The sequence below is a fragment of the Corynebacterium sp. Marseille-P4611 genome (assembly GCF_916618765.1).
Taxonomy (GTDB): domain Bacteria; phylum Actinomycetota; class Actinomycetes; order Mycobacteriales; family Mycobacteriaceae; genus Corynebacterium; species Corynebacterium marquesiae.
Genome location: NZ_CAKAKD010000001.1, coordinates 286,147 through 308,092, shown reverse-complemented (window position 1 = coordinate 308,092; position 21,946 = coordinate 286,147). Strand labels below are relative to the sequence as shown.

27 protein-coding genes are annotated in these 21,946 nt (G+C 58.5%); 21 read left to right on the top strand and 6 right to left on the bottom strand.

Going from position 1 to position 21,946, the window contains the following annotated elements; translation table 11 throughout:
• Positions 1 to 87 precede the first annotated feature (87 nt).
• Entirely contained in the window at positions 88 to 2,109 is a 2,022-nt protein-coding gene (locus LG376_RS01500; protein ID WP_225745971.1) for a sucrose-specific PTS transporter subunit IIBC, read from the top strand.
• A gap of 267 nt (positions 2,110 to 2,376) precedes the next feature.
• Here the strand turns inward: LG376_RS01500 and LG376_RS01495 are convergent, their stop codons facing one another.
• A complete protein-coding gene (locus LG376_RS01495; protein ID WP_225745970.1) occupies positions 2,377 to 3,309 on the bottom strand; it encodes a hypothetical protein in 933 nt (310 codons plus the stop codon).
• A gap of 538 nt (positions 3,310 to 3,847) precedes the next feature.
• On the opposite strand from LG376_RS01495, the gene rplN reads away from it, so the two are divergent.
• From rplN to rplE, 3 genes are read left to right on the top strand one after another with little or no spacing between them, the layout of a single operon-like run.
• The gene (gene rplN, locus LG376_RS01490) at positions 3,848 to 4,216 is read left to right on the top strand and encodes a 50S ribosomal protein L14 (protein ID WP_225745969.1); all 369 of its coding nucleotides are present in this window, start codon (positions 3,848 to 3,850) and stop codon (positions 4,214 to 4,216) included.
• 4 nt (positions 4,217 to 4,220) lie between these two features.
• Entirely contained in the window at positions 4,221 to 4,535 is a 315-nt protein-coding gene (gene rplX, locus LG376_RS01485) for a 50S ribosomal protein L24 (protein ID WP_049378876.1), read from the top strand.
• A gap of 2 nt (positions 4,536 to 4,537) precedes the next feature.
• A complete protein-coding gene (gene rplE / locus LG376_RS01480; protein WP_049358620.1) occupies positions 4,538 to 5,089 on the top strand; it encodes a 50S ribosomal protein L5 in 552 nt (183 codons plus the stop codon).
• 109 nt (positions 5,090 to 5,198) lie between these two features.
• Here the strand turns inward: rplE and LG376_RS01475 are convergent, their stop codons facing one another.
• On the bottom strand, positions 5,199 to 6,080 hold the full coding sequence (locus tag LG376_RS01475) for a hypothetical protein (RefSeq protein ID WP_225745968.1): 882 nt from the start codon (positions 6,078 to 6,080) through the stop codon (positions 5,199 to 5,201).
• Between the two features lie 139 nt (positions 6,081 to 6,219).
• Between LG376_RS01475 and LG376_RS01470 the strand changes: the two genes are divergently transcribed.
• Entirely contained in the window at positions 6,220 to 7,005 is a 786-nt protein-coding gene (locus LG376_RS01470; RefSeq protein WP_225745967.1) for a formate/nitrite transporter family protein, read from the top strand.
• On the opposite strand, the gene fdhD is transcribed toward LG376_RS01470, so the two are convergent.
• Together fdhD and LG376_RS01460 are read right to left on the bottom strand one after the other, a co-directional pair.
• Positions 7,002 to 7,820, bottom strand: coding sequence for a formate dehydrogenase accessory sulfurtransferase FdhD (fdhD, locus tag LG376_RS01465; protein ID WP_225745966.1), 819 nt, complete (start codon positions 7,818 to 7,820; stop codon positions 7,002 to 7,004). The genes LG376_RS01470 and fdhD overlap by 4 nt on opposite strands.
• Entirely contained in the window at positions 7,820 to 8,068 is a 249-nt protein-coding gene (locus LG376_RS01460) for a DUF6457 domain-containing protein (RefSeq protein WP_049378879.1), read from the bottom strand. The genes fdhD and LG376_RS01460 overlap by 1 nt, the downstream gene beginning before the upstream one ends.
• A gap of 355 nt (positions 8,069 to 8,423) precedes the next feature.
• Here LG376_RS01460 and rpsH point away from each other — a divergent pair, with 355 nt between their 5' ends.
• From rpsH to LG376_RS01425, 7 genes are all read left to right on the top strand, one after another.
• Positions 8,424 to 8,807 (top strand): 30S ribosomal protein S8, encoded by a 384-nt coding sequence (gene rpsH, locus LG376_RS01455; protein ID WP_005322799.1) that lies wholly within the window; start codon positions 8,424 to 8,426, stop codon positions 8,805 to 8,807.
• 15 nt (positions 8,808 to 8,822) lie between these two features.
• Positions 8,823 to 9,359: a 50S ribosomal protein L6 gene (gene rplF / locus LG376_RS01450; RefSeq protein WP_049378880.1), complete on the top strand. Its 537-nt coding sequence runs from the start codon at positions 8,823 to 8,825 to the stop codon at positions 9,357 to 9,359.
• A 3-nt stretch (positions 9,360 to 9,362) separates the two neighbouring features.
• Positions 9,363 to 9,764 (top strand): 50S ribosomal protein L18, encoded by a 402-nt coding sequence (gene rplR / locus LG376_RS01445; protein WP_005322788.1) that lies wholly within the window; start codon positions 9,363 to 9,365, stop codon positions 9,762 to 9,764.
• Between the two features lie 40 nt (positions 9,765 to 9,804).
• The gene (gene rpsE, locus LG376_RS01440; protein ID WP_023020586.1) at positions 9,805 to 10,428 is read left to right on the top strand and encodes a 30S ribosomal protein S5; all 624 of its coding nucleotides are present in this window, start codon (positions 9,805 to 9,807) and stop codon (positions 10,426 to 10,428) included.
• Between the two features lie 3 nt (positions 10,429 to 10,431).
• Complete coding sequence (rpmD, locus tag LG376_RS01435; RefSeq protein WP_023020587.1) at positions 10,432 to 10,617, top strand: 50S ribosomal protein L30; 186 nt, start codon at positions 10,432 to 10,434, stop codon at positions 10,615 to 10,617.
• A 3-nt stretch (positions 10,618 to 10,620) separates the two neighbouring features.
• Positions 10,621 to 11,067, top strand: a complete 447-nt coding sequence (gene rplO / locus LG376_RS01430) for a 50S ribosomal protein L15 (protein ID WP_005322777.1) — start codon at positions 10,621 to 10,623, stop codon at positions 11,065 to 11,067.
• A gap of 248 nt (positions 11,068 to 11,315) precedes the next feature.
• Positions 11,316 to 11,804, top strand: coding sequence for a hypothetical protein (locus LG376_RS01425; RefSeq protein WP_225745965.1), 489 nt, complete (start codon positions 11,316 to 11,318; stop codon positions 11,802 to 11,804).
• Positions 11,805 to 11,909: 105 nt separating this feature from the next.
• Here the strand turns inward: LG376_RS01425 and LG376_RS01420 are convergent, their stop codons facing one another.
• Positions 11,910 to 13,412 carry an FAD-binding oxidoreductase gene (locus LG376_RS01420; protein ID WP_225745964.1) on the bottom strand — a complete coding sequence of 501 codons (1,503 nt, stop codon included), beginning with the start codon at positions 13,410 to 13,412 and terminating at the stop codon, positions 11,910 to 11,912.
• Positions 13,413 to 13,423: 11 nt separating this feature from the next.
• Positions 13,424 to 14,731, bottom strand: coding sequence for a class I SAM-dependent methyltransferase (locus LG376_RS01415; RefSeq protein ID WP_225745963.1), 1,308 nt, complete (start codon positions 14,729 to 14,731; stop codon positions 13,424 to 13,426).
• A 372-nt stretch (positions 14,732 to 15,103) separates the two neighbouring features.
• Between LG376_RS01415 and secY the strand changes: the two genes are divergently transcribed.
• The 9 genes from secY (at position 15,104) to LG376_RS01370 (ending at position 21,883) form a co-directional block, all read left to right on the top strand.
• Positions 15,104 to 16,429 carry a preprotein translocase subunit SecY gene (gene secY, locus LG376_RS01410; RefSeq protein WP_225745962.1) on the top strand — a complete coding sequence of 442 codons (1,326 nt, stop codon included), beginning with the start codon at positions 15,104 to 15,106 and terminating at the stop codon, positions 16,427 to 16,429.
• Positions 16,429 to 16,974, top strand: coding sequence for an adenylate kinase (locus tag LG376_RS01405; RefSeq protein WP_225745961.1), 546 nt, complete (start codon positions 16,429 to 16,431; stop codon positions 16,972 to 16,974). Before secY ends, LG376_RS01405 begins: the two co-directional genes overlap by 1 nt.
• A gap of 2 nt (positions 16,975 to 16,976) precedes the next feature.
• Entirely contained in the window at positions 16,977 to 17,771 is a 795-nt protein-coding gene (gene map / locus LG376_RS01400; protein ID WP_049378886.1) for a type I methionyl aminopeptidase, read from the top strand.
• Positions 17,772 to 17,836: 65 nt separating this feature from the next.
• Positions 17,837 to 18,688 carry a L,D-transpeptidase gene (locus tag LG376_RS01395; protein WP_049378887.1) on the top strand — a complete coding sequence of 284 codons (852 nt, stop codon included), beginning with the start codon at positions 17,837 to 17,839 and terminating at the stop codon, positions 18,686 to 18,688.
• A 264-nt stretch (positions 18,689 to 18,952) separates the two neighbouring features.
• Positions 18,953 to 19,171: a translation initiation factor IF-1 gene (gene infA / locus LG376_RS01390; protein WP_004566852.1), complete on the top strand. Its 219-nt coding sequence runs from the start codon at positions 18,953 to 18,955 to the stop codon at positions 19,169 to 19,171.
• A gap of 183 nt (positions 19,172 to 19,354) precedes the next feature.
• Positions 19,355 to 19,723 (top strand): 30S ribosomal protein S13, encoded by a 369-nt coding sequence (gene rpsM, locus LG376_RS01385; RefSeq protein ID WP_005322765.1) that lies wholly within the window; start codon positions 19,355 to 19,357, stop codon positions 19,721 to 19,723.
• A 3-nt stretch (positions 19,724 to 19,726) separates the two neighbouring features.
• Entirely contained in the window at positions 19,727 to 20,131 is a 405-nt protein-coding gene (gene rpsK / locus LG376_RS01380; protein WP_005322764.1) for a 30S ribosomal protein S11, read from the top strand.
• Positions 20,132 to 20,152: 21 nt separating this feature from the next.
• On the top strand, positions 20,153 to 20,758 hold the full coding sequence (gene rpsD, locus LG376_RS01375; RefSeq protein WP_005322762.1) for a 30S ribosomal protein S4: 606 nt from the start codon (positions 20,153 to 20,155) through the stop codon (positions 20,756 to 20,758).
• Between the two features lie 114 nt (positions 20,759 to 20,872).
• A complete protein-coding gene (locus tag LG376_RS01370; RefSeq protein WP_005322760.1) occupies positions 20,873 to 21,883 on the top strand; it encodes a DNA-directed RNA polymerase subunit alpha in 1,011 nt (336 codons plus the stop codon).
• The last annotated feature ends 63 nt before the right edge of the window (positions 21,884 to 21,946 follow it).

The window sequence follows — 21,946 nt, the reverse complement described above, 5'->3', positions numbered from 1 at the left end:
GGACTTAGGCCCGAATCCCAGCTGTAATGGAAATAAGCAGTCACGTCCGGTACCCGGATGTGATCCGTTACACTGAAGGGCTCTTCTATGGACCACAAGGAAGTAGCCGCCCGCACGCTAAAGGCACTGGGCGGCGAAGACAACATCATCGCACTCGCGCACTGCGCTACGCGCCTGCGCATGGTGCTGCAAGACTCGGACAAGGTGGATACCGCCGCGCTGGATAATGACCCCGACCTCAAGGGCACCTTTGAGGCCGGCGGCATGTTCCAGGTCATCGTCGGCCCCGGCGACGTCAATATCGTCTTCCGGGAAATGACCAGCCTCATTTCCAAGGACGTGGCCGTATCCACTGACCGTCTGAAAGACATCGCTGCCGAATCCGGCAATTGGTTTAGCCGTGCGGTCAAGGTGCTGGCGGATATCTTCGTGCCGCTCATCCCCATCTTGCTTGGTGGCGGTCTGCTCATGGCACTCAACAACGTCTTGACGGCCGAAGGGCTATTCGGCGACCAATCCGTCATCGAGATGTTCCCCGTCTGGGAAGGCTTCGCCGGTCTGGTTAATCTGCTTGCTTCTGCGCCCTTTGCCTTCCTGCCCATCCTCGTCGGCTTTACCGCGACGAAGCGCTTTGGCGGCAATGAATTCCTCGGCGCCGGCATGGCCATGGCGATGGTCATGCCCGATTTGGTCAGCGGCTACAACGTTGCCGAGGCCATCGACAACGGCGAAATGTCCTACTGGAATATCTTCGGATTCGACGTCGCGCAGGCTGGCTACCAGGGCTCCATCCTGCCCATTTTGGTGATTTCGTGGATCCTCGCCACCCTGGAGAAATTCCTGCACAAGCACCTAAAGGGCACGGTTGATTTCATGCTCACCCCGCTGCTCACGCTGCTCATTACCGGCTTCCTTACCTTTATGGGCCTAGGCCCCATCCTGCGCACGGCCGGTGAATGGCTCGGCATGGGCTTGGCCAACCTCTATGACTTTGCCGGTCCAGTCGCCGGCTTCCTCTTCGGCCTCGTTTACTCGCCGATCGTGATTACCGGCCTGCACCAATCCTTCCCGCCGATTGAGACGATGCTGTGGAACGAGGGTGGCTCCTTTATCTTCCCGATTGCCTCTATGGCCAATATTGCCCAAGGCGGCGTCGCACTCGCCGTGTACTTCCTGGCTCGCTCCGAAAAGCTCAAGGGTTTGGCCGGCGCTTCGGGTGTCTCCGCACTCTTTGGTATTACTGAGCCCGCAATCTTCGGCGTTAACCTACGCCTGCGCTGGCCGTTCTATATCGGCATGGCCGCTTCCGCCGTTTCTTCTGCCTTCATCGCCATCTTTGGCGTGCTTGCCGATGCTCTCGGTGCCGCCGGCTTCATCGGCTTCGTCTCTGTCCCCCGCTTTGTCCCTACCTTCCTGTTGTGCGGCGTTATTTCCTTCGTGGTCGCCTTTGTGAGCGCGTACCTCTACGGCCGCGTGCTCATCCGCAAGAATGGCTCCATCGACCCGGATGAGGTCAACCCTCCGGCAGCCGAAGCCCAGGCCGCCGCTGCCACCCCCGCTGCGGTAGCTGCCGACGATGCCTTCACCATCTTCTCCCCACTGGAGGGCACCGCCGTTCCTCTTTCTCAGGTCAGTGACCCCATGTTTGCCGGTGGCAAGTTGGGCCAAGGCGTGGCGATTGAGCCCACCGTGGGGAAACTGGTTGCGCCTGCCGACGGCAAAGTCACCGTCACCTTCCCCTCCCACCACGCCTACGCCATCCGCACCAAGGACCCAGCAGTGGGCAATATCGATATCCTCATGCATATCGGTTTCGATACGGTAAACCTCAAAGGCGAGCACTTCACCTCCCACGTAAACAAGGGCGATGAGGTCAAGCGGGGCGATGTTCTTGCCGAATTCGATATCGACGCCATCAAGGCCGCCGGCCTTCCGGTAACCACCCCGGTGGTGGTCTCCAACTCCAAGAAGACCGGCCCCGTTATTCCTACCGAGGCCTTCCGCCCCGCCGAGCTCATTGGCTCCGGCACCGATATCTTCACCGTGGACCCCAAGCCCGCCGTAGTACCGGTACAGACAGCCTCGCCGGCTTCCGACTCCGCGTCTTAATGCGCATCCTTTAAAAATCAACGGCGGGCTCTCGGGCGCATCACATTAGGTCCATAGTGATCAGGCTGATCTGAGGAAAACTACTCCTCAGATCGGCCTTTTCTACCTCAATTAAGCCTGATCAGGTCAGCCTTAAATCGGATGCGCCCTTGACTATGCGTAACCGCAGTTTTAGTCAGGCATACAAAAAGCTGTGCCGGCCGGACCGAAGTCCGACCGGCACAGCCAGTCTCAATTCAGTTTCCTACTTGGTAGGAAGGCTCTTGCTTAAGCGAAGAACTTGCGGCGTGCGGCGAATGCGCCAGCAGCAACCATCGCAGCTACAGCCAGTGCAGCCAGAGCCTGTGCAACGGAGTTGGAGCCCGTCTCAGCGGACATACCACGTGCGGAGTCTGCGGACTCGCCAGCAGCTGGGGCAGATGGAGCGGAAGGGGCGTCAGCCTGAGCATTGTCGCCCTCAGCGAGCTGACCGCCCTGGGCGATAACTTCGTCCTTGTTAGCGTTCAGCATCTGCTCGGAAGCAGCCTTCTCCTCAGCGGTCGGCTGCTGATTCTTGCGTGCTTCGTCCTTGACGTAGGTCTTGCCATCCTGGGACAGGTACCAGGTGATGCCACCGATGATCAATGCAGCTGGCAGTGCCAACCAAGCCAGCTTCTTCTTGTCGAAGCCTGGCTTCGGATCCTCAGACGGGAACGCCTTTGCGTAAGCGTCACGCATCTCGTCGGTGATCTCTTCGTTTACCAGAGCTGGGTCGTTAACGTAGATAGCCGGATCCTTCAGGCTCTGGTACCACTCGTTGCCCTCTGCGTCCTTCTTGGTGGCTGGGGCAGGGATGCCCTCTTCTTCGGAGCCCTCGGAGTCAGTACCCTCGGAGTCAGTACCCTCGGCGTCGACTGCGCCTTCAGTATCGGTCTCGGTTCCAGGGGTCTCAGAATCAGTGTCTTCACTATCCTCGGACTGCTGACGCTCCCAGATAGCGCGAGCCTGATCTTCAGTGAGGGTAGGCGCGGTGTCCTCGCCGGCTGGGTTCTCAAAGCGGTCGCGTGGTGCGTAGCTGCCGTCGGGCTGCTTGTCGTAGGTAATGCCATCGGTTTCGATGGAAGCTGGTAGTGGCATCTGAGCCTGAGCAACAGCTGCGCCGCCAAAGGCGAGCGCGCCGGTCAGAACAGCAGCGGTCAGGGTCTGTGGCAAACGCTTCATGTGTTTCTCCTTCGGGAAATATAGGTACGCGCCAAAAAGCAGATGTCTTTCTTGACGCAAACCACAATAGTCACACCGTTCCCAATTGTCACCCCAAAAACTTAAATTAACTGGACTTTTCATGTGTTGCATGTGTGAGAGTTGTGAAAATTTAGAACATGCGTGCCTGGATATTTGCACCGCAAGGCTTGAACGTGCGAACTAAAGTCCCAGATAGAGCGATTAAATACGACGGGCGAGGAGAATTGACCTATTCGAAACAAGGCTTTATGGGGGTATCCGGGGGTAATGCAGGGAATATTTAGGCGTTAGAGGGGGTGTCGGCAAGCAAAAGACAGTGTTTTGGTAATGGTGCGCGCGTGTGGTTGAATGTGTAGGTTGCAAAAGCTGGTCGGCCCGTAGCGGTGCGTTTCCGAACCGCCGGTCCGAGACCCTTCGGCACAGTCCGTTGTAAAAGCTTGAGCATCGCAAGTTTGTAGACCGCGTGCGGCAAGGACGGAAATCTTACCGCACATCAATCCAGGTCAGGAGACCCATAGTGATTCAGCAAGAATCGCGTCTGCGCGTCGCCGACAACTCTGGTGCACGTGAACTGCTGTGCATCCGCGTTCTCGGCGGCTCTTTCCGACGCTCCGCTGGCATCGGCGACGTCATCGTCGCGACTGTCAAGGACGCTGTCCCAGGTGGCAACGTCAAGGAAGGCGACATTGTAAAGGCAGTTATCGTCCGTGCGAAGAAGGAAACCCGTCGTCCAGACGGCTCCTACATTCGCTTTGACGAGAACGCTGCAGTTGTTCTCAAGGGCGATAGCGAGCCTCGTGGTACCCGTATCTTCGGACCGGTTGCTCGCGAACTTCGTGACAAGCGTTTCATGAAGATCGTTTCTCTCGCACCGGAGGTGATCTAGTCTTATGAAGATCCATAAGGGAGATATGGTGATCGTCATTTCGGGCCCAGATAAGGGCGCGAAGGGCAAGGTCATCGAGGCATACCCAAAGCGTGAAAAGGTCCTCGTAGAGGGCGTTAACCGCATCAAGAAGCACGTCGCAAACTCTGCTGCCGAGCGTGGCGCCGAGTCCGGCGGAATCGTTACCCAGGAAGCTCCGATCCACGTGTCCAACGTTGCGATCGTTGACTCCGAAGGCAACCCGACCCGCGTGGGCTACCGTTTCGACGAGAACGGCAAGAAGGTCCGTATCGCGCGTAGCAACGGGAAGGACATCTAAAAATGAGCGAGAACTACACTCCGCGTCTGAAGACTCGCTACCGCGAGGAAATCCGCAAGACCCTGAATGACGAGTTCAACTACGACAACGTCATGCAGATCCCTGGTGTCACCAAGGTTGTTGTCAACATGGGTGTTGGCGAAGCCGCACGTGACTCCAAGGTCATCAACGGCGCACTCGAGGATCTGACCGCTATTACCGGTCAGAAGCCGCAGCTGCGTCGCGCTAAGAAGTCCATCGCGAACTTCAAGCTCCGTGAAGGCATGCCCATCGGTGCACGCGTTACCCTGCGCGGCGACCGCATGTGGGAGTTCCTGGACCGCCTGCTGACCATCGCGCTGCCACGTATTCGTGACTTCCGCGGTCTGTCTGATCAGCAGTTCGACGGCCACGGTAACTACACCTTCGGCCTGTCCGAGCAGTCCATGTTCTACGAGATTGACATCGACAAGATCGACCGCCCTCGTGGTATGGACATCACCGTCGTTACCACCGCTACTAACGACGACGAGGGCCGCAAGCTCCTGCGCGAGCTCGGCTTCCCGTTCAAGTAAATAGAGCGCTAAGAAATCCCAACTCCCCGGAAGGGGCGTTGGGATTTTCTAGTTTTACCGAGCAGCTTGACTTCAAAGGTGTGCAGGCGCCGGCTTGTGCGGGTGCGGCTTAGGCGCTTTCGGCGTTGGTGTGCGTGGTGCCCTCATACTGCCAGCCGACGACCGCGTTGCGCACCGCTGGCTCCAGCGGATTCGCAGGTTGAATGCAACTGATGGTGAGAAGGCGGCCGGGCATGGGGCCTTCGCCCCAAATAGAGGCGTCGTCAGAAAGCCCCTGTTTATCTGGGTCGTGTAAGTCGGTAGCCGTATAGATGAGCCAGTTCTGGCCGGAGTTCTGTGTGCGCACGTAGAGCTTGTCCCCCAGATGAACCTTGTGCTCATTCGCGGAACCATCGTAGAGGTTATTGAAAACGCCTGGCACGCCCGCACCGGTATGGCCGGCAATGACCACGATGTCCTGGGACGTCGTGCCCGGCAGAGAATAAGGGCGGTCTTCGGCAGTATAGGTGCAGGCCTTATTCATGGAGTCCGGATTGATGGCACCGTTGACTACGCGGCAGGAGCCGTCTTGAAAATCGGCATGAACCTCAATAGCTGGGATGAAGAGCTCGACTGCAGGTGAAGGGTCGATGGCAGGTGCCTCTTCTGCAGTGACTTCATTGGTCTCTAGACCCTCTGGTGGGTTGACCACCCGGTTAATCGTGCTGGCGAGTAACACCGTGGCAACGATGCCGATAACCACGCGAAGGATGCCGGAGGACTTCCATATCTTTTTGATCCGCTCCCACAGCGTGGGTTTGCGGCGGTGTCGGGGAAGTGAGGTGTCCTCAATGCGCCGCGGTGGGCGGCGGCGCTGTTGTTGGCGGGTGCGCGTTTCGGTCTGGCGCCATTGGCGATCAGCATCTGTGCGGTCGGATCGCGATGGAACGCTGCGGCGCCCGTTAGCGGGAAGCCGATTCGGCTCCCTCCGCGGCCGGTAGTGGGAATCCATGCGACCTCCGAAGAGAAATACGGGTAATAGGAAAGTTCTAGCTTACAACGCAGTGTTATGCATACCCGGAATTGACGCGGAATCAGGTGGTCAGGATAAGATTAGAAGGATTTAATACTCTTTGATTAATGAGGTAGAAATGTCTCTCAATGATGCCGCCAAGGCGGCGGCCGTCAAGAAGGTCACCTTATTAGATGAATCCTTCGCCCGCTTTGCAGTTCGCGCGACCTTGGCGGGTGTGTACCTGTGTATCGGTACCGCCTTTGCCGGTGTGGTAGGCCAGGCCGTCAACGGCGTTGCGCCGGGAATGGGCTCCGTGGCTTTTGCCCTATTTTTCGGCGTAGGCCTGTTCGCCATTCTGCTCTTGGGCGCCGATCTGGCTACCGGCAACATGATGTACATGGTCTATGCCGCTAGCAATAAGCACGTGGCGTGGGGCAAGGCCCTGTACCTGCTGCTCATCACCACCATTTTCAACCTGGTAGGCGCGATCATCTTTGCCGCTATCATGGCGATGTCCGCTAAATTTGCAGACCTTGATCCCTCGCACCTTCTGGTAACGGTTTCTGAAGGCAAGCTCATCAAGTCCCCGCAAGGAATGCTGGTAGAGGCCATTGCCGCGAACTTTGTGGTCAACATGGGCATCGTCGGTGCCATCTTCGCTAAGGATGCGGCTTCGAAGTTCTTTGTCATCATTCCGATCATTGGCGCTTTCGTGGCGTTAGGCCTGGAGCACGTTATCGCGAACTTCTGCCTATTTAGCATCACGCTATTCGCCTCCGACCCGGTGCCGGCAACTCTGACCGCCGGCAACGTGGCTCTCAATTGGATCCTGGTCTGGATCGGCAACTTTATTGGCGGCGGCCTTTTGGTTGGCGGCGTCTACGCGTGGCTCAATCGCGGCCCGGAGGCTTACCGCGATTAAGCGAGCTCCCCGGAATAAAGGTTAAAACGGTCACCGCGGGCGAAGCCCACGAGTGCCATGCCGGTTTCGCGGGCCGTCTCTACCGCTAGGGAGGAGGCGGCGCTGACAGCAACGAGCATTCCGAATCCGGCCATGGCGGCTTTTTGGACGAGCTCAAAGCTGGCGCGCGAACTCATGACCAGAATGAGGTCGTCCGCGGGAAGTCGGTTCTCTAGTAGTAAGTGGCCAATGACTTTATCGGCGGCATTGTGACGGCCAATATCCTCGCGGATGACTACCGGTTCACCGTCTAGGGTGAAGGCGCCGGCGGCATGGATGCCGCCGGTCTTTTTAAATTGCTTCTGTTCAGCCCGGAGCTTGTCTGGCAGCTTGGCGACGACATGGGGATCCACCGGCACTCGGGGAATCCGGTAGCGGGTCTGTTTGGTCAAGGCCTCGATAGAAGAGGTGCCACATACGCCGCAGGCGGAAGTGGTGGTGGTCAAGCGCAGATCGCTGAGGTCGAGCACATTCTTTTTTGTTAATTCGACGTCGAGCAAATTGTAGGTATTCATGCCATCGACGGTGGCGCCGGCGCAGTAGCGGGCCTCGGCGACGTCGCCAAGCGAGGCAATGTGGCCCTCCGAATGTAAGAAACCGTGCGCCAACTCCACGTCATGGCCGGGAGTGCGCATGGTGGTGGTAATGGTCTGACCGCCTACGCGGATTTCCAAGGGCTCCTCGCCGGCGACCGTATCTGCGCGGGTATCGACCTGCAGGCCATCTCCCAGGCGGACCTTGGTGACGGCAAAGGTGGAGTTCTTGCGGCCGGCCATTACTGCAACACCTGCTTCAGGGCAGTGATATTGCCGCGGGCTTCCTCTACGTCGCTGGAGGCTAGGCCCACGAGGAAGGCAGTAAGTGGGGCCGCGGGGCGGGAGCGATTATGCGCGACGTCTTTGGTGAGGTCCAGGATCTCGCGGGTGAGTGCGGTTGCCTCCTGCGGATCAAGGCCGAGGTGACGGGCGGCTTCTTTGAGCCACTCGTGTGCGGATTGGATGGGGTCCTCGTGTGTTTGGCTCATCACCATCTCCTTATTTACGTTCGTGCTGGTCTCGACTCTAATGAAGGTGCCAGACTATTTGGAAAACCGCAGGTTATGGCGTAGTATGGTACCTCGTGCTTGCGCCGAGGTTTCGGCGTGCCTCAATCATTGCGAATTTTGGCGCGCTGAGCTGCAGAAAGCGCCGAGCCGATGCAAGAACTGAACATCAACTTTGTTGTAGGCCCCTCGCCGTAGATAGCGGACCGTTGTCTGAATCAAAGGGTGGCGAGCGCCTTACGGTATTGACCGTAGGGAGCGTGAGTAGCCCGAAATCACACGGAGAACGCTTTGGTGAGCACGGGAACCGCAACGAGAAAGGTACACGGTCACTCATATGACTATGACTGATCCTATTGCCGACATGCTGTCGCGCGTGCGCAACGCAAGTAATGCGCACCATGACACCGTGTCGATGCCTACCTCCAAGCTGAAGGCAAACATTGCCGACATCTTGAAGCAGGAAGGCTACATCGCTGACTACACCGTCGAGGGCCACACCCTGTCCCTCGAGCTGAAGTACAACAACCGCGAGCGCTCCCTGTCTGGCCTGCGTCGCGTGTCTAAGCCGGGTCTGCGTGTGTACGCAAAGTCCACCGAACTGCCACAGGTCTTGGGCGGCCTGGGCGTGGCTATCATTTCCACGTCCCACGGCGTGCTGACTGACCGTCAGGCTGAGGAGAAGGGCGTAGGCGGAGAAGTTCTCGCCTACGTCTGGTAAAGGGAGGTTTGACACATGTCTCGAGTCGGTCTAGCACCAATCGCCGTACCGAACGGCGTCGAAATCAAGATCAACGGCCAAGACGTTGAGGTGAAGGGCCCTAAGGGCACCCAGAGCGTTAACATTCCAGAGCCTATCGCCATCAACCTGGAAGACGGCGTCCTGTCCGTCTCCCGCCCTGATGACCACCGCAAGCACCGTGCCCTGCACGGTCTGTCCCGCTCCCTGCTGAACAACGCCGTAGTTGGCGTGACCGAGGGCTACACCATCAAGATGGAAATCTTCGGTGTTGGCTACCGTGTTCAGCAGAAGGGTAAGGACCTGGAATTCAGCCTGGGCTACTCCCACCCGATCCTCATCGAGGCTCCGGAGGGAATTACCTTCGCAGTGGACGGCGCAACCAAGCTGTCCATTACCGGTATTGACAAGCAACTAGTCGGACAGATCGCCGCTAATATCCGTCGTCTGCGTAAGGACGATCCTTACAAGGGCAAGGGTATTCGCTACGAGGGCGAGCAGATCCGTCGCAAGGTCGGAAAGACGGGTAAGTAAGCAATGGCAAACACTGAAAACACCAAGCGCACTCCAGTCGGCAAGGACATTTCCTCTCGTCGTCGCGAAGCACGCGCACGCCGTCACTTCCGTATCCGTAAGACTCTGCGTGGCACCCCTGAGGCGCCGCGTCTGGTTCTTCACCGCTCCTCCCGTCACATGCACGTGCAGGTCATCGATGACCTGGCAGGCCACACCCTGGTCTCCGCATCCTCCATGGAGGCGGACGTTCGTGCACTCGAGGGCGATAAGAAGGCCAAGGCTGCCAAGGTAGGCGAGTTGGTTGCCGAGCGCGCTAAGGCCGCTGGCATCGAGCACGTCGTATTTGACCGCGCAGGCTACAAGTACCACGGCCGCGTCGCTGCGCTGGCTGACGCCGCACGTGAAGGTGGTCTGAAGTTCTAATGATCATCGTCAACGGAAACATCAACGGAAGGAACGCCTAATGTCGGACCGTGAACAGCGTGACGGCGGACGCTCCGCCGAGAACAACAAGAACAACCGCGGTGGCAACGGCCGCCGCAACGATCGTCGTAACCACCAGGACAACGAGCGCGATAAGTACATCGAGCGCGTTGTGACCATCAACCGCGTCTCCAAGACCGTTAAGGGTGGCCGCAATATGTCCTTCACCGCCCTCGTCGTCGTAGGTGACGGCCAGGGTCAGGTTGGCGTTGGCTACGGCAAGGCCAAGGAAGTCCCGGCCGCAATCCAGAAGGGTGCTGAAGAGGCTCGCAAGAACTTCTTCCGCGTTCCGATGATTGCCGGCACCATCACCCACCCGGTTGAGGGTCGCGACGCAGCTGGCATCGTCATGATGAAGCCTGCCGCACCTGGTACCGGTGTTATCGCTGGTGGTGCTGCTCGTCCAGTGCTCGAATGCGCTGGCGTGCAGGACATCCTGTCGAAGTCCCTGGGCTCCGACAATGCACTCAACGTCGTCCGCGCTACCGTGGACGGCCTCAAGCAGCTGGTCCGCCCTGAAGAGGTTGCCGCACGTCGTGGCAAGTCCATCGAAGAGGTCACCCCGGCCCGTATGCTGCGCAAGCGCGCAGGTCAGGAGGCATAAGCAATGGCTCTGAAGATTACACAGGTAAAGGGCCTGGTGGGCACCAAGCCGAACCACCGCAAGAACATTGAGGCTCTTGGTCTCAAGCGCATCGGTCAGTCCGTAGTTAAGCAGGACACCCCGATCGTTCGCGGTATGGTTCACAAGGTTCGCCACCTGGTCACCGTCGAAGAAGTGGCAGGGGAGTAAACCATGGCTGATATCATCAAGCTGCACGACCTGCGCCCAACCGCAGGAGCAAATAAGCCTAAGACCCGCGTCGGCCGCGGTGAGGCATCCAAGGGTAAGACCGCTGGTCGCGGTACCAAGGGTACCGGTGCTCGTAAGCAGGTTTCCGCTGCTTTCGAGGGTGGCCAGATGCCGATCCACATGCGTCTGCCTAAGCTGAAGGGCTTCAAGAACCCGAACCATGTTGAGTACCAGGTAGTTAACGTTGCTGACCTGGCTGAGAAGTTCGCAGATGGCGGCGACATCACCGTCGCTGACATCGCAGCTGCTGGCCTGGTCCGCGCTAATAAGCCGGTCAAGGTTCTGGGCAACGGCGACATCAACGTTAAGTTGAACGTCACCGCTGACAAGTTCTCCAAGTCTGCTGTTGAGAAGATCGAGGCTGCTGGCGGTTCCGCCAACACCAAGTAATCTCCTCTAGGTAGATTTCATCCCCCTCTCCGCGCAAGCGGGGCAGGGGGATTTTACAGTTTTGGCAGGGAGTGGATTATGCGGGCGCTGGCATGAAGTCTGGCGGGATGACCTATGCCGGCAATTAGCGTTGGAAATGGTTGACAGGAAACCGTTATTAATAAATAAGGTTGCGGATATAGAGATTTATATTCATGAATGTTACAGTCGTCCTTAGTTGAAGATCATCTAACGTTAAGGAGACTCTTATGTCGTCTATTTCTTCTCTGCTCGCTACCGCAATTGCTGCTGTCATGCCGTTTGCCGGTTCCACCGGCCCAGTCGATGCGCAGGACCAGCTGTCCCAGCCGGATTCTGCGGAAACCGCCCAGACCGCACCGGCCGAGGCTGGCGATCAGAATGCTCAAGACCAACAGCCGGGTGCGCACGCTGAAAAGGGCCGTATCACCGGTGACAAGGAAGATGTCATCAACGGTGAGGGGGAAGGTGCCGACGAGGTTGATCCTGGCTTCAATGGCGGCAACCTGCAAACCGGCAAGCTGGCCGTGCAACGCGAGCTGACACTTGCTACGCAGGAGGTCGGCCACGAGTTCATGAACATCGAGTTCAAGGATGAGCACTCCGCCCACCTGACCTTCCCGGAGACCTACAACCCGGACAAGGATGAGGCGGCCGTGCAGCGGGTCATGGACGCGCTGAAGATCAACGGATACGACAACATCACCGCTGCATACTAAAGCGCTAACGTCCAGATTTAGGGCATAAGAAAAGGGTGGGACGCTCGTGGGGGAGCGTGCCACCCTTATATGTTTTCCATACCGGTCTAGGGGCCGGGGAGGGGGCTAGGCCTCGTCCACGGTCTTTTCGTATAGGCCGGGGAAGCGGTCATCCGGATCGGTGACTGCCTTAATGGCGGCGGGAAGGCTGCCGCCGTAGAGCTCTTCGAACTTTTCCCGGGAATAAAAGGCCTCGGAGTAGAGGGACTTGTGTCCGCCAAGCTCGTTCACCTTAGATTCAATGACGCGGTTGAAAGCACCATTATTCGGGGCAGAAGGGTCGACGTGGTCGCCTTCTACGCCGGACCAAAAGCCAACGTTGACCCAGGTCTGCCCAGGGCGAAGCGGGTAGAGCGGCCAGGGGTCGCTCGAGTTTAAGGCGATGTCGCCGGTGCCTACTAGCTCGCCCACGCCATCGCGAAGTCGGATTGGACAGAGCCACACCGGCTGGATATCGGAAGCATTAAAGAACCAATGGAGGAATTCCGGCAGGTTTTCTGGAGTGACCTCGATATCTTGGACCACGCGTTCAGCACGTGGCTTGCCGTGGGGCTTTTTGATGAAGTTATATTCCAGCTCGTACTTGCGGTCGAGGCGGACTAGCTTCCAATAGAAGGAGCTGCGGCGCAATTCGCGCGGCCACACCTTGCGCACCTTCGGGTTCTGCGCACCAAAGGCGCGCGAGCACCAGAACCAGTCGGTATCCCAGCGCCAGATATAGTCGCGGATAGTGAGGCGATCGCGGCGGATGCCAGAGGCGTGCTGGAGGCTGCGGTAGTAAATCTTGTCCCGCGTGTAGTCGGAGGTTGGTCCCTCCTCATCGGTAAAGCGGGCAAAGACAAGGTACGCCTCGTCCTCGGAGAAGACCACGCCGTCGAGGCCATGGACGGGCTCGCCGCGGTGGGTGTGGGAAGAGGTGACGTCGGCAAGCACGCGGCTCGCTTCCTCCACGGTGTGGAAACGCTCCTCGCGCAGCTCTACATAGGCGGGCACGGGTTCCAGCTCAATCTTGAGGCGCACCGCGTAGCCCAGCGAGCCATAAGAGTTAGGGAAGAGGCGGAAGAGATCCACATTCTCCTCGCGGGAGCAGGTGTGAATCTCGCCGGTGCCGGTGAGAACATCCATCTCGAGGACGGACTCGTGTGGGAGACCATTGCGGAAGCTGGTGGATTCCACGCCCATGCCGGTGACCGCACCGCCCAAAGTAATGGTCTTAAGCTGTGGTACGACGAAGGGCATGAGGCCATGGGCCAGGGTGGCATCCACGAGGTCCTCATAGGTGCACATCCCCTGCACATCGGCCGTGCGGGCTATCGGGTCGACCTCGATGACGCCGCCGAGGCCGGATACATCGAGGCCCGCTTGCTCCTCGCTGCGGCCGCGGAAAAGGTTAGAGGTCTTCTTAGCCAGGCGCACGCGCTTTCCGGCCGGGACAGCACGGAAGCTCGCCAGCAGCTTGTCGACGCCCTCTTGGTGCGCCGTCCATCCCACCGGCTCAATGGGCATAGCATCCACCGGCCGCGGCTGGGCAGCGGCGAGGCGTTGGCGCAGATTATCAATGAGAGTCATAGCACCCCTCCTTAAAAGCGGCTATCTTCCCACCAGCGGCGCTCAGGCACACCGGCGCGGGAGCCGGCCTCGCCCAGCTTTACGCCGAGGAAGTGATACAGGTTGATGATATTTCGCTCAAAGCCCCATTCGGATCCGGCCATATAAATGCCGTACAGGCGGGCGGTTGGCAGGCCCACGGTGGCGCAGGCCTCATCCCAATTTTCCTTCAGGTTCTCGCACCAATCGTGCAGCGTGCGCATGTAGTCAAAGCGGAGGGATTCGGTGTGGATGACTTCGAAGCCATTGTCTTGCATCGCCTTGGTGACGTTGCCGGAACCGGTGAGCTCGCCGTCCGGGAAGATATAGCGGTCAATGAAGCCGCCCTTGGGGGTCTTGTGATTATCCGGGTAGGTGATGTTGTGGTTGAGCATCAAGCCGCCGACCTTCAATTTGCCGTGGAGGAACTTGAAGAAGTCGTTGTAGTTCTTCACACCAATGTGCTCGATAATGCCGATGGCGGAGATAGCATCGAAGCCCTCTTCGGTGATATCGCGGTAGTCCATGAAGCGGACTTCCGCCAAGTCTTGGAGGCCTTCCTCCTCAATCTTGCGCTGGCCCCACTCGGCCTGTTCCTTGGACAAGGTGACGCCGATGGACTTCACGCCGCGGTGCGCCGCGTAGCGCACCATACCGCCCCAGCCGCAGCCCACATCCAAGTGGCGGTCGCCCTCTTTGAGGCGGAGTTTGTCAAAGATGAGGCGGTACTTATTTTCCTGCGCTTCCTCTAGCGTGGCGTCCGGGGAGGGGTAGTAGGCGCAGGTATAGGTCATTGAATCGCCCAAGAAGAGCTCGTAGAAATCATTGCCTACGTCGTAGTGATCAGAAATGACATCGGCATCGCGCTGTTTCGAGTGCTTGGATAGGCCGTCGTGTAGCTTGCGGCGCAGCCATGAAGCGCGCTCCACCTCGGGGACCGGCTGGATCTGGAAGGCGCCCATGGACGCCAGCGAGCGCACCACGCGTGCCAGTGTCTTCGCGTCCGGCTTTTGGAATTTGTCATACATGGCATGCAGCGCGTCAAAAATGCCATAGGGGTGGGCCGGGTGATCGCCATGCACCGTGATGCCGTCCGTGACATATGCACGCGCAAAACCCACATCGCCGGGATGGGTGGCAATAAAAGAGAGGCCCTCAAGGCTATTAATAGTCACCTTGTACTGGGAGTCTTCCGGTCCGGTTGCGGACCCGTCGAAGGCCTCCCAGCGGAAGGGGTTGGGGCTAGGGACAAAAACGTCGATGATCTCAGCAACGGTCATCGGCGCGAATTTCTTGCTCATAAGTACTTCTTTCGAAACATTAGGTTCACACCAATAACGGCCTCGTGGCGCAGGGACCCGCGAGGTCGGAGACTAAAAAGGGAATTGCGCGCTGGCAATGCCCCCATGGTAAACCCCGCATACAAAAGGTGCGAACGAAGAAGCAATCATGGTCACACTATTGGGGCTTAATGTGGCTATCTGGGGTAAGGCTGGTAGGGTAATGGGGTCATAAGTGTTCAACCGTCCCTGAAGAAAACCTGAATTTCCCCTAAGCTTTCTGGCTCAGGGGGTGTGGTTTCCTAGGGGTAGATGAGTTTCCACCTCCGTGTGTGAACGCGAAACCCTCCCTAGATTTCGCGTTCGGCAGCGGTAGGCCAGGAGGATTTTGTAGTGTCCGCCATTGTCCAGGCTTTCAAGGATGCCGATCTACGTAAGAAGATCATCTTCACCATCGTGATGATCATCGCGTACCGCGTCGGTGCACAGATCCCGTCTCCGGGTGTTGACTATGCGTCTATTGCTGGCCGCTTGCGCCAGCTGACCGAGCAGTCCGGAGACCTTTACTCCGTGATCAACCTCTTCTCGGGTGGTGCGCTGCTACAGCTGTCGATCTTCGCTATCGGCATCATGCCGTACATTACGGCGTCGATTATTGTGCAGCTGCTGACCGTGGTCATTCCTCGCTTTGAGGAATTGAAGAAGGAAGGCCAGTCCGGTCAGGCCAAGATGACCCAGTACACCCGCTACCTGACCCTCGCATTGGCGCTGCTGCAATCCTCCGGCATCGTCGCGCTGGCAGACCGCGAGCAGCTGCTGGGCCAGGGCGTACCGGTCTTGGCTGATGACCGTAACTTCTCCACCCTCATCGTCCTGGTGATCACCATGACCTCCGGTGCCGTACTGGTGATGTGGATGGGCGAGCTTATCACCGAAAAGGGTATCGGTAACGGCATGTCCCTGCTCATCTTCGCTGGTATCGCAACCCGCCTGCCAACCGATGGTGTAAGCATCCTGCAGAACAATGGTGGACTCGTCTTCGCCATGGTGGTAGCCGGCTTGGTCATCCTGGTTGTTGGCATTACCTTCATCGAACAGGGCCAGCGCCGCATTCCGGTCCAGTACGCTAAGCGCATGGTCGGCCGCCGCCAGTACGGTGGTTCCTCTACCTACCTGCCGCTAAAGGTCAACCAGGCCGGAGTTATCCCGGTCATCTTCGCTTCCTCCCTTATCTACATGCCGGTTCTCATTACCCAGATTGTGAACTCTGGCTCCCCCGGTACCCCCGATAACTGGTGGCAGCGCAACGTCATCGCGCACCTGCAGGCACCTTCCTCCTGGCAGTACATTGTGCTGTACTTCGTCCTGACCATCTTCTTCGCTTACTTTTATGTCTCGGTCCAGTACGATCCGGCAGAGCAGGCGGATAATATGAAGAAGTACGGCGGCTTCATCCCGGGTATTCGCCCGGGCCGCCCAACCGCGGAGTACCTTGGTTATGTGATGAACCGTCTGCTGTGCGTGGGCGCGCTGTACTTGGCACTTATCGCCATCCTGCCGAATATCCTCTTGGACCTCGGCGTAGGCAGAGCCTCCGCCAGCGGCACGTCCGCCTTTGGTGGTACGGCCATCCTGATTATGGTCTCCGTCGCCTTGACTACGGTCAAGCAGATCGAGTCCCAGCTACTGCAATCCAACTACGAAGGACTACTTAAGTAATGCGTCTTGTACTTCTAGGACCTCCCGGTGCCGGCAAGGGCACCCAGGCAGCTATCCTCAGCGAGAAGCTGAACGTTCCGCACATCTCCACCGGCGACCTGTTCCGCGCCAATATCGGCGAAGGCACCCCGCTGGGTGTAGAGGCAAAGTCCTACATCGATGCAGGCAAGCTAGTACCTACCGACGTCACCGCCCGCATGGTCGAGGACCGCCTTAACCAAGATGATGCCAAGAATGGCTTCCTGTTGGACGGCTTCCCGCGTACCACCGAGCAGGCAGACATCCTGGAGGAGCTGCTGGATAAGAAGGGCGAGAAGCTCGACGGAGTTCTCAACTTCGAGGTCTCCGAGGACGTTGTGGTTGAGCGCATGATGGCCCGTGGCCGCGCCGACGACAACGAGGAGACCATCCGCACCCGCCTCGGTGTCTACCGTGAGGAAACCTTCCCGCTTATCGAGCACTACGGCGATGCCATCATCTCCATTAAGGCCGAAGGCACCGTGGAGGAAATTAACGCCCGTGCGATGGAAGCACTGGGTAAGTAAGCATGGCTTTTCGACGCCGCAGTAAGCGCATCCCCGCCCGCACCCCGGGCGAACTAGACGCCATGCAGGCCGCCGGCGAAATTGTTGGCAAGGCACTGCAGGAAGTCCGCGCTGCTGCGGCGTCTGGCGTATCTACTCTCGAGCTGGATGCGGTGGCTGAGCAGACCATTCGCGATGCCGGCGCCTATCCCACCTTCAAGGGGTACGAAGGATTTCCGGGCTCCATCTGTGCTTCCGTTAATGACGTCATCGTGCACGGCATTCCGGATAAGGAAACCATCCTGGCAGAAGGCGACTTGGTGTCCATCGATTGCGGTGCCACGCTCGATGGGTGGGTAGGCGATAGCGCTTGGTCCTTTGCAGTGGGTGAGCTCGATGCTGATGTCGCGGCCCTCAACACGGCCACCGAGTATGTCCTTATGGAGGGCATGCAGGCTATGGTTCCGGGCAATCTGCTTACCGACGTCTCCCATGCCCTCGAGCAAGCCACCCGACGGGCCGAGCAGAAGTTCGGCGTGGATCTATTCATCGTGGATGGCTACGGCGGTCACGGCATCGGGCGCACCATGCACGAGGATCCTTACCTGGCCAATGAGGGGCGGCCGGGCCGTGGCCCGCTGATCCAAGAAGGCTCTGTACTGGCCATTGAACCCATGCTAACTTTGGGCACAGAGGATTCTGCCGTGCTAGAGGATGACTGGACGGTCGTTACCCTCGATGGCTCCTTCGCCGCTCACTGGGAGCATACGGTCGCCGCGACCGCCGATGGGCCCCGTATTCTTACCCGCCGCTACTGACATTTATTCCCCGATATTGCCTGTTGCACTAGGCATATGCCCCTGAAAGGTTTATACTCACAGCCATGTCTAAATTTAGCTTCCGCAAGATCCGTGCCACGGTTGCTGCGCCCGCAGTCGCTGGTGTGATGGCCTTGAGCACCACTATTGCGGCTCCTGCCGCTACCGCCCAGGAGATTCCGAACCTGGATCAGCTCAGCTCCAAGGCAAACTCCGACCTCGCTCAGCTCTCTTCCCAGTCCGGCCTAGACAAGCTCACCACTGAGGCAAAGAAGCAGCTGGATAACTTCTATGGCCAGACCCGCGAGCAGGCCTGGAATACTCGCAACCAGATCCTGGACCAGGCAGAGAAGTTCTCCCCAGAGCTGGCACCTAACGTCCAGACCGCTGTGGACGGCGCCGTAGAATTCCTTTTCCCAGGCTTGATTGCACAGAAGAATGAGGAAGCACGCAAGGCCCGCGAGGCCGCTGCTCGCGCCAACGCTGAGCGCGTCGCTGCTGAGAAGGCTCGTTCTGAGGCTGCGGCACGCAAGGCGGAAGCACAGCGCCGTGCCAACCAGTTCGACCGTGGCCCGTGCCCGGCTGACGCCAAGGTTTGCGTTGACCTTGATGGTCGCCGCACTTGGCTACAGGACGGCGGCAAGGTTTCTTATGTCTCCCCGGCCATGTCTGCTGGCATGCGCGGTCAGGAAACCCCGCGCGGCACTTTCCATGTGACCCGCAAGGTGGAACATGAGATTTCCCGCGAGTTCAATAACGCGCCGATGCCGTACTCCATCTACTTCACCAACAACGGTCACGCCTTCCACCTGGATGACCCAGCCGTTGATTCCAATGGCTGCGTCCACCTGCCGCCAGACGCTGCAAAGCGCTACTGGGATAATGTGCAGGTTGGCGATAAGGTCTTTATCTACTAAGGCCCGCGCTTAAGCGAAAGCTTCATCCCCCGAACTGAGCTCCCGAGGAGGAGAATTGGTTCGGGGGATTTTGCTGGCTTAGGGTGAGGGGCGGGCGATTGAGCGGGGCGTCGGAAAGCGCGGCGGTTTGGAAAACGTGTCGCTGCAGCGTAAGCTGTTAAGCCGGTGTATAGCGTCAGCGAAGCTGGCGCGGATACGCCACCGCAGTAGACAACAAACATGCAGGTGACGGCGCACTTGTCCGTCGCCAGAAAAGTAGAGGTTATGGCTAAGGAAGGCGCAATCGAGGTAGAAGGCCGCATTATCGAGCCTTTGCCCAACGCAATGTTCCGTGTCGAGCTCGACAATGGGCACAAGGTTCTTGCACACATTTCTGGCAAGATGCGTCAGCACTACATTCGCATCCTCCCAGAGGATCGCGTGGTTGTAGAGCTGTCTCCTTATGACCTGACCCGCGGACGCATCGTCTACCGCTACAAGTAAAGACAGTAAGCCTCCTCACCCAAGGGTGAACCCGTAGGTTCATCCTGTCCACCTCAGGCTACGGTGGCCTGAGCCCGCACTGGTAAGCAACCCAAGGATTCCCGGCACGGTCCGGGCGAAGCGTTGCGTGGAGCGGGACGGATGGGGAGAAAACCGCCGTAACAACCCGAAAGGACACGCCATATGGCACGTCTAGCTGGTGTTGACCTCCCCCGCAATAAGCGCATGGAGGTCGCTCTCACCTACATCTACGGCATCGGTCCAACCCGTGCCAAAGAACTGCTAGAAAAGACTGGCATTTCTCCTGACCTGCGCACTGACAACCTGGATGATGACCAGCTGTCGGCGCTCCGTGACGCAATTGAGGCTACCTGGAAGGTTGAGGGTGACCTCCGCCGTCAGGTTCAGGCTGATATCCGCCGCAAGATTGAAATCGGTAGCTACAAGGGTCTGCGCCACCGCCGTGGCCTGCCTGTACGTGGCCAGCGCACCAAGACCAATGCGCGCACTCGTAAGGGTCCGAAGAAGACGATCGCAGGAAAGAAGAAGTAATTCATGCCTCCAAAGACTCGTTCCGGCGCGCGCCGTTCCGGCCGTCGCGTCGTAAAGAAGAATGTGGCCCTCGGCCACGCATACATCAAGTCCACCTTCAATAACACCATCGTCTCGATCACCGATCAGACCGGTGCTGTTATCTCTTGGGCATCCTCCGGCCACGTTGGCTTCAAGGGATCCCGTAAGTCCACTCCGTTCGCCGCTCAGATGGCAGCCGAGAACGCTGCTCGCAAGGCAATGGATCATGGCATGAAGAAGGTTGACGTATTCGTCAAGGGTCCGGGCTCCGGCCGCGAGACCGCCATCCGTTCCCTGCAGGCTGCAGGCCTCGAGGTTTCCTCGATCACGGATGCAACCCCACAGCCGCACAACGGCTGCCGTCCGACCAAGCGTCGCAAGGTTTAAGGGAAAGGAAGAGGTAAGAAAATGGCTCGTTACACTGGCCCCGCTACCCGCGTATCCCGCCGTCTTCGCGTCGACTTGGTCGGCGGCGATATGGCATTTGAGCGCCGCCCGTACCCACCGGGACAGGCTGGCCGCAACCGCATCAAGGAATCTGAGTACCTGCTGCAGCTCCAGGAGAAGCAGAAGGCAAAGTACACCTACGGTGTGCTGGAGCGTCAGTTCCGTCGCTACTACGCAGAGGCTAACCGCCTCCCGGGCAAGACCGGCGATAACCTGGTTATCCTGCTCGAGTCCCGCCTGGACAACGTAGTTTACCGTGCAGGTCTGGCACGCACCCGCCGCCAGGCTCGCCAGCTTGTCTCCCACGGTCACTTCACCGTGAATGGCAAGAACATCAACGTTCCTTCCTACAAGGTCACCCAGTACGACATCATCGATGTCCGTGACCGCTCCAAGAAGATGGAATGGTTCGAAGATGCTCAGGACGCCCTCATCGATGCCAACGTACCGGCATGGCTGCAGGTTGTTCCTGATACCCTGCGCATCCTCGTGCACCAGCTGCCCGAGCGCGCTCAGATCGACATTCCGCTGCAGGAGCAGCTCATCGTCGAGCTTTACTCGAAGTAAACTGTTATACCGCACGGCCTGTAATGGCCTGGCGGATAACCAGGAATCTTCAATCCCGAAGATTTTTACCCCTCTACCGGCGTCAAATAGCGGTCGCCGAAAAGGAGAATTTCAATGCTCATTTCCCAGCGTCCTCAGCTCACCGAGGAATTCATCGACTCGTCTCGTTCCAAGTTCGTCATCGAACCGCTCGAGCCGGGCTTTGGTTACACCCTCGGTAACTCGCTGCGTCGTACCCTGCTGTCCTCCATTCCGGGTGCAGCGGTAACCTCCATCAAGATCGATGGTGTTCTCCACGAGTTCACCACCATCAACGGTGTGAAGGAAGACGTTTCCGAGATCATCTTGAACATCAAGAGCATGGTGCTTTCTTCCGACTCCGATGAGCCGGTTGTTATGTACCTGAGCAAGGAAGGCCCGGGCGATGTCACTGCGGGCGATATCCAGCCGCCGGCTGGCGTGGAGATCCACAACCCGGATCTGCATATCGCTTCCTTGAATGACACCGCCAAGCTGGACATTGAGCTCGTCGTCGAGCGCGGTCGTGGCTATGTCCCAGCCGCTCCTACCTCCGGTGAGATCGGCCGCATCCCGGTCGACCAGATTTATTCCCCGGTCCTCAAGGTCTCCTACAAGGTCGAGGCAACTCGTGTTGAGCAGCGTACCGACTTTGACAAGCTGACCATCGACGTCGAAACCAAGAACTCGATTTCTGCCCGCGATGCCCTGGCCTCCGCCGGCGGCACCCTGGTCGAGCTCTTCGGCCTGGCTCGCGAGCTGAACAACGCTGCCGAAGGCATTGAGATCGGACCCTCCCCGCAGGAGACCGAGTACATCGCTGCCTACGGCATGCCGATCGAGGACCTGAACTTCTCCGTCCGCTCTTATAACTGCCTGAAGCGTCAGGAGATTCACACCGTGGGCGAGCTCGCTGAATGCACCGAGTCCGACCTGCTGGATATCCGCAACTTCGGCCAGAAGTCGATCAATGAGGTAAAGATCAAGCTGGCTAACCTGGGCCTGGCTCTCAAGGACACCCCTGAGGATTTCGACCCAACCCAGCTCGAGGGCTACGACGCAGAAACCGGTGACTTCAAGGATCCGGCTGCTGAGGATTCCGAGTAAAGAACCCCGCTGACTTGCGGCAATAACCCAATTGCCGCGCGCTCAACTTTTACCGCATACGAG

Excerpts from the sequence above, each read along its gene's own strand:
- LG376_RS01425 (WP_225745965.1), top strand. The coding sequence starts at position 11,316 with ATGTCGTCTATTTCTTCTCTGCTCGCTACCGCAATTGCTGCTGTCATG.
- rpsD (WP_005322762.1), top strand. The coding sequence starts at position 20,153 with ATGGCTCGTTACACTGGCCCCGCTACCCGCGTATCCCGCCGTCTTCGC.
- rpmD (WP_023020587.1), top strand. The coding sequence starts at position 10,432 with ATGGCTCTGAAGATTACACAGGTAAAGGGCCTGGTGGGCACCAAGCCG.
- rpsE (WP_023020586.1), top strand. The coding sequence starts at position 9,805 with ATGTCGGACCGTGAACAGCGTGACGGCGGACGCTCCGCCGAGAACAAC.
- LG376_RS01495 (WP_225745970.1), bottom strand. The coding sequence starts at position 3,309 with ATGAAGCGTTTGCCACAGACCCTGACCGCTGCTGTTCTGACCGGCGCG.
- rplE (WP_049358620.1), top strand. The coding sequence starts at position 4,538 with ATGAGCGAGAACTACACTCCGCGTCTGAAGACTCGCTACCGCGAGGAA.
- fdhD (WP_225745966.1), bottom strand. The coding sequence starts at position 7,820 with ATGGCCGGCCGCAAGAACTCCACCTTTGCCGTCACCAAGGTCCGCCTG.
- rplR (WP_005322788.1), top strand. The coding sequence starts at position 9,363 with ATGGCAAACACTGAAAACACCAAGCGCACTCCAGTCGGCAAGGACATT.
- LG376_RS01420 (WP_225745964.1), bottom strand. The coding sequence starts at position 13,412 with ATGACTCTCATTGATAATCTGCGCCAACGCCTCGCCGCTGCCCAGCCG.
- LG376_RS01475 (WP_225745968.1), bottom strand. The coding sequence starts at position 6,080 with ATGGATTCCCACTACCGGCCGCGGAGGGAGCCGAATCGGCTTCCCGCT.
- rpsK (WP_005322764.1), top strand. The coding sequence starts at position 19,727 with ATGCCTCCAAAGACTCGTTCCGGCGCGCGCCGTTCCGGCCGTCGCGTC.
- infA (WP_004566852.1), top strand. The coding sequence starts at position 18,953 with ATGGCTAAGGAAGGCGCAATCGAGGTAGAAGGCCGCATTATCGAGCCT.
- LG376_RS01460 (WP_049378879.1), bottom strand. The coding sequence starts at position 8,068 with ATGAGCCAAACACACGAGGACCCCATCCAATCCGCACACGAGTGGCTC.
- LG376_RS01470 (WP_225745967.1), top strand. The coding sequence starts at position 6,220 with ATGTCTCTCAATGATGCCGCCAAGGCGGCGGCCGTCAAGAAGGTCACC.
- rplX (WP_049378876.1), top strand. The coding sequence starts at position 4,221 with ATGAAGATCCATAAGGGAGATATGGTGATCGTCATTTCGGGCCCAGAT.
- map (WP_049378886.1), top strand. The coding sequence starts at position 16,977 with ATGGCTTTTCGACGCCGCAGTAAGCGCATCCCCGCCCGCACCCCGGGC.
- LG376_RS01395 (WP_049378887.1), top strand. The coding sequence starts at position 17,837 with ATGTCTAAATTTAGCTTCCGCAAGATCCGTGCCACGGTTGCTGCGCCC.
- LG376_RS01370 (WP_005322760.1), top strand. The coding sequence starts at position 20,873 with ATGCTCATTTCCCAGCGTCCTCAGCTCACCGAGGAATTCATCGACTCG.
- LG376_RS01500 (WP_225745971.1), top strand. The coding sequence starts at position 88 with ATGGACCACAAGGAAGTAGCCGCCCGCACGCTAAAGGCACTGGGCGGC.
- LG376_RS01415 (WP_225745963.1), bottom strand. The coding sequence starts at position 14,731 with ATGAGCAAGAAATTCGCGCCGATGACCGTTGCTGAGATCATCGACGTT.
- rpsM (WP_005322765.1), top strand. The coding sequence starts at position 19,355 with ATGGCACGTCTAGCTGGTGTTGACCTCCCCCGCAATAAGCGCATGGAG.
- rplF (WP_049378880.1), top strand. The coding sequence starts at position 8,823 with ATGTCTCGAGTCGGTCTAGCACCAATCGCCGTACCGAACGGCGTCGAA.
- rplO (WP_005322777.1), top strand. The coding sequence starts at position 10,621 with ATGGCTGATATCATCAAGCTGCACGACCTGCGCCCAACCGCAGGAGCA.
- rpsH (WP_005322799.1), top strand. The coding sequence starts at position 8,424 with ATGACTATGACTGATCCTATTGCCGACATGCTGTCGCGCGTGCGCAAC.
- LG376_RS01405 (WP_225745961.1), top strand. The coding sequence starts at position 16,429 with ATGCGTCTTGTACTTCTAGGACCTCCCGGTGCCGGCAAGGGCACCCAG.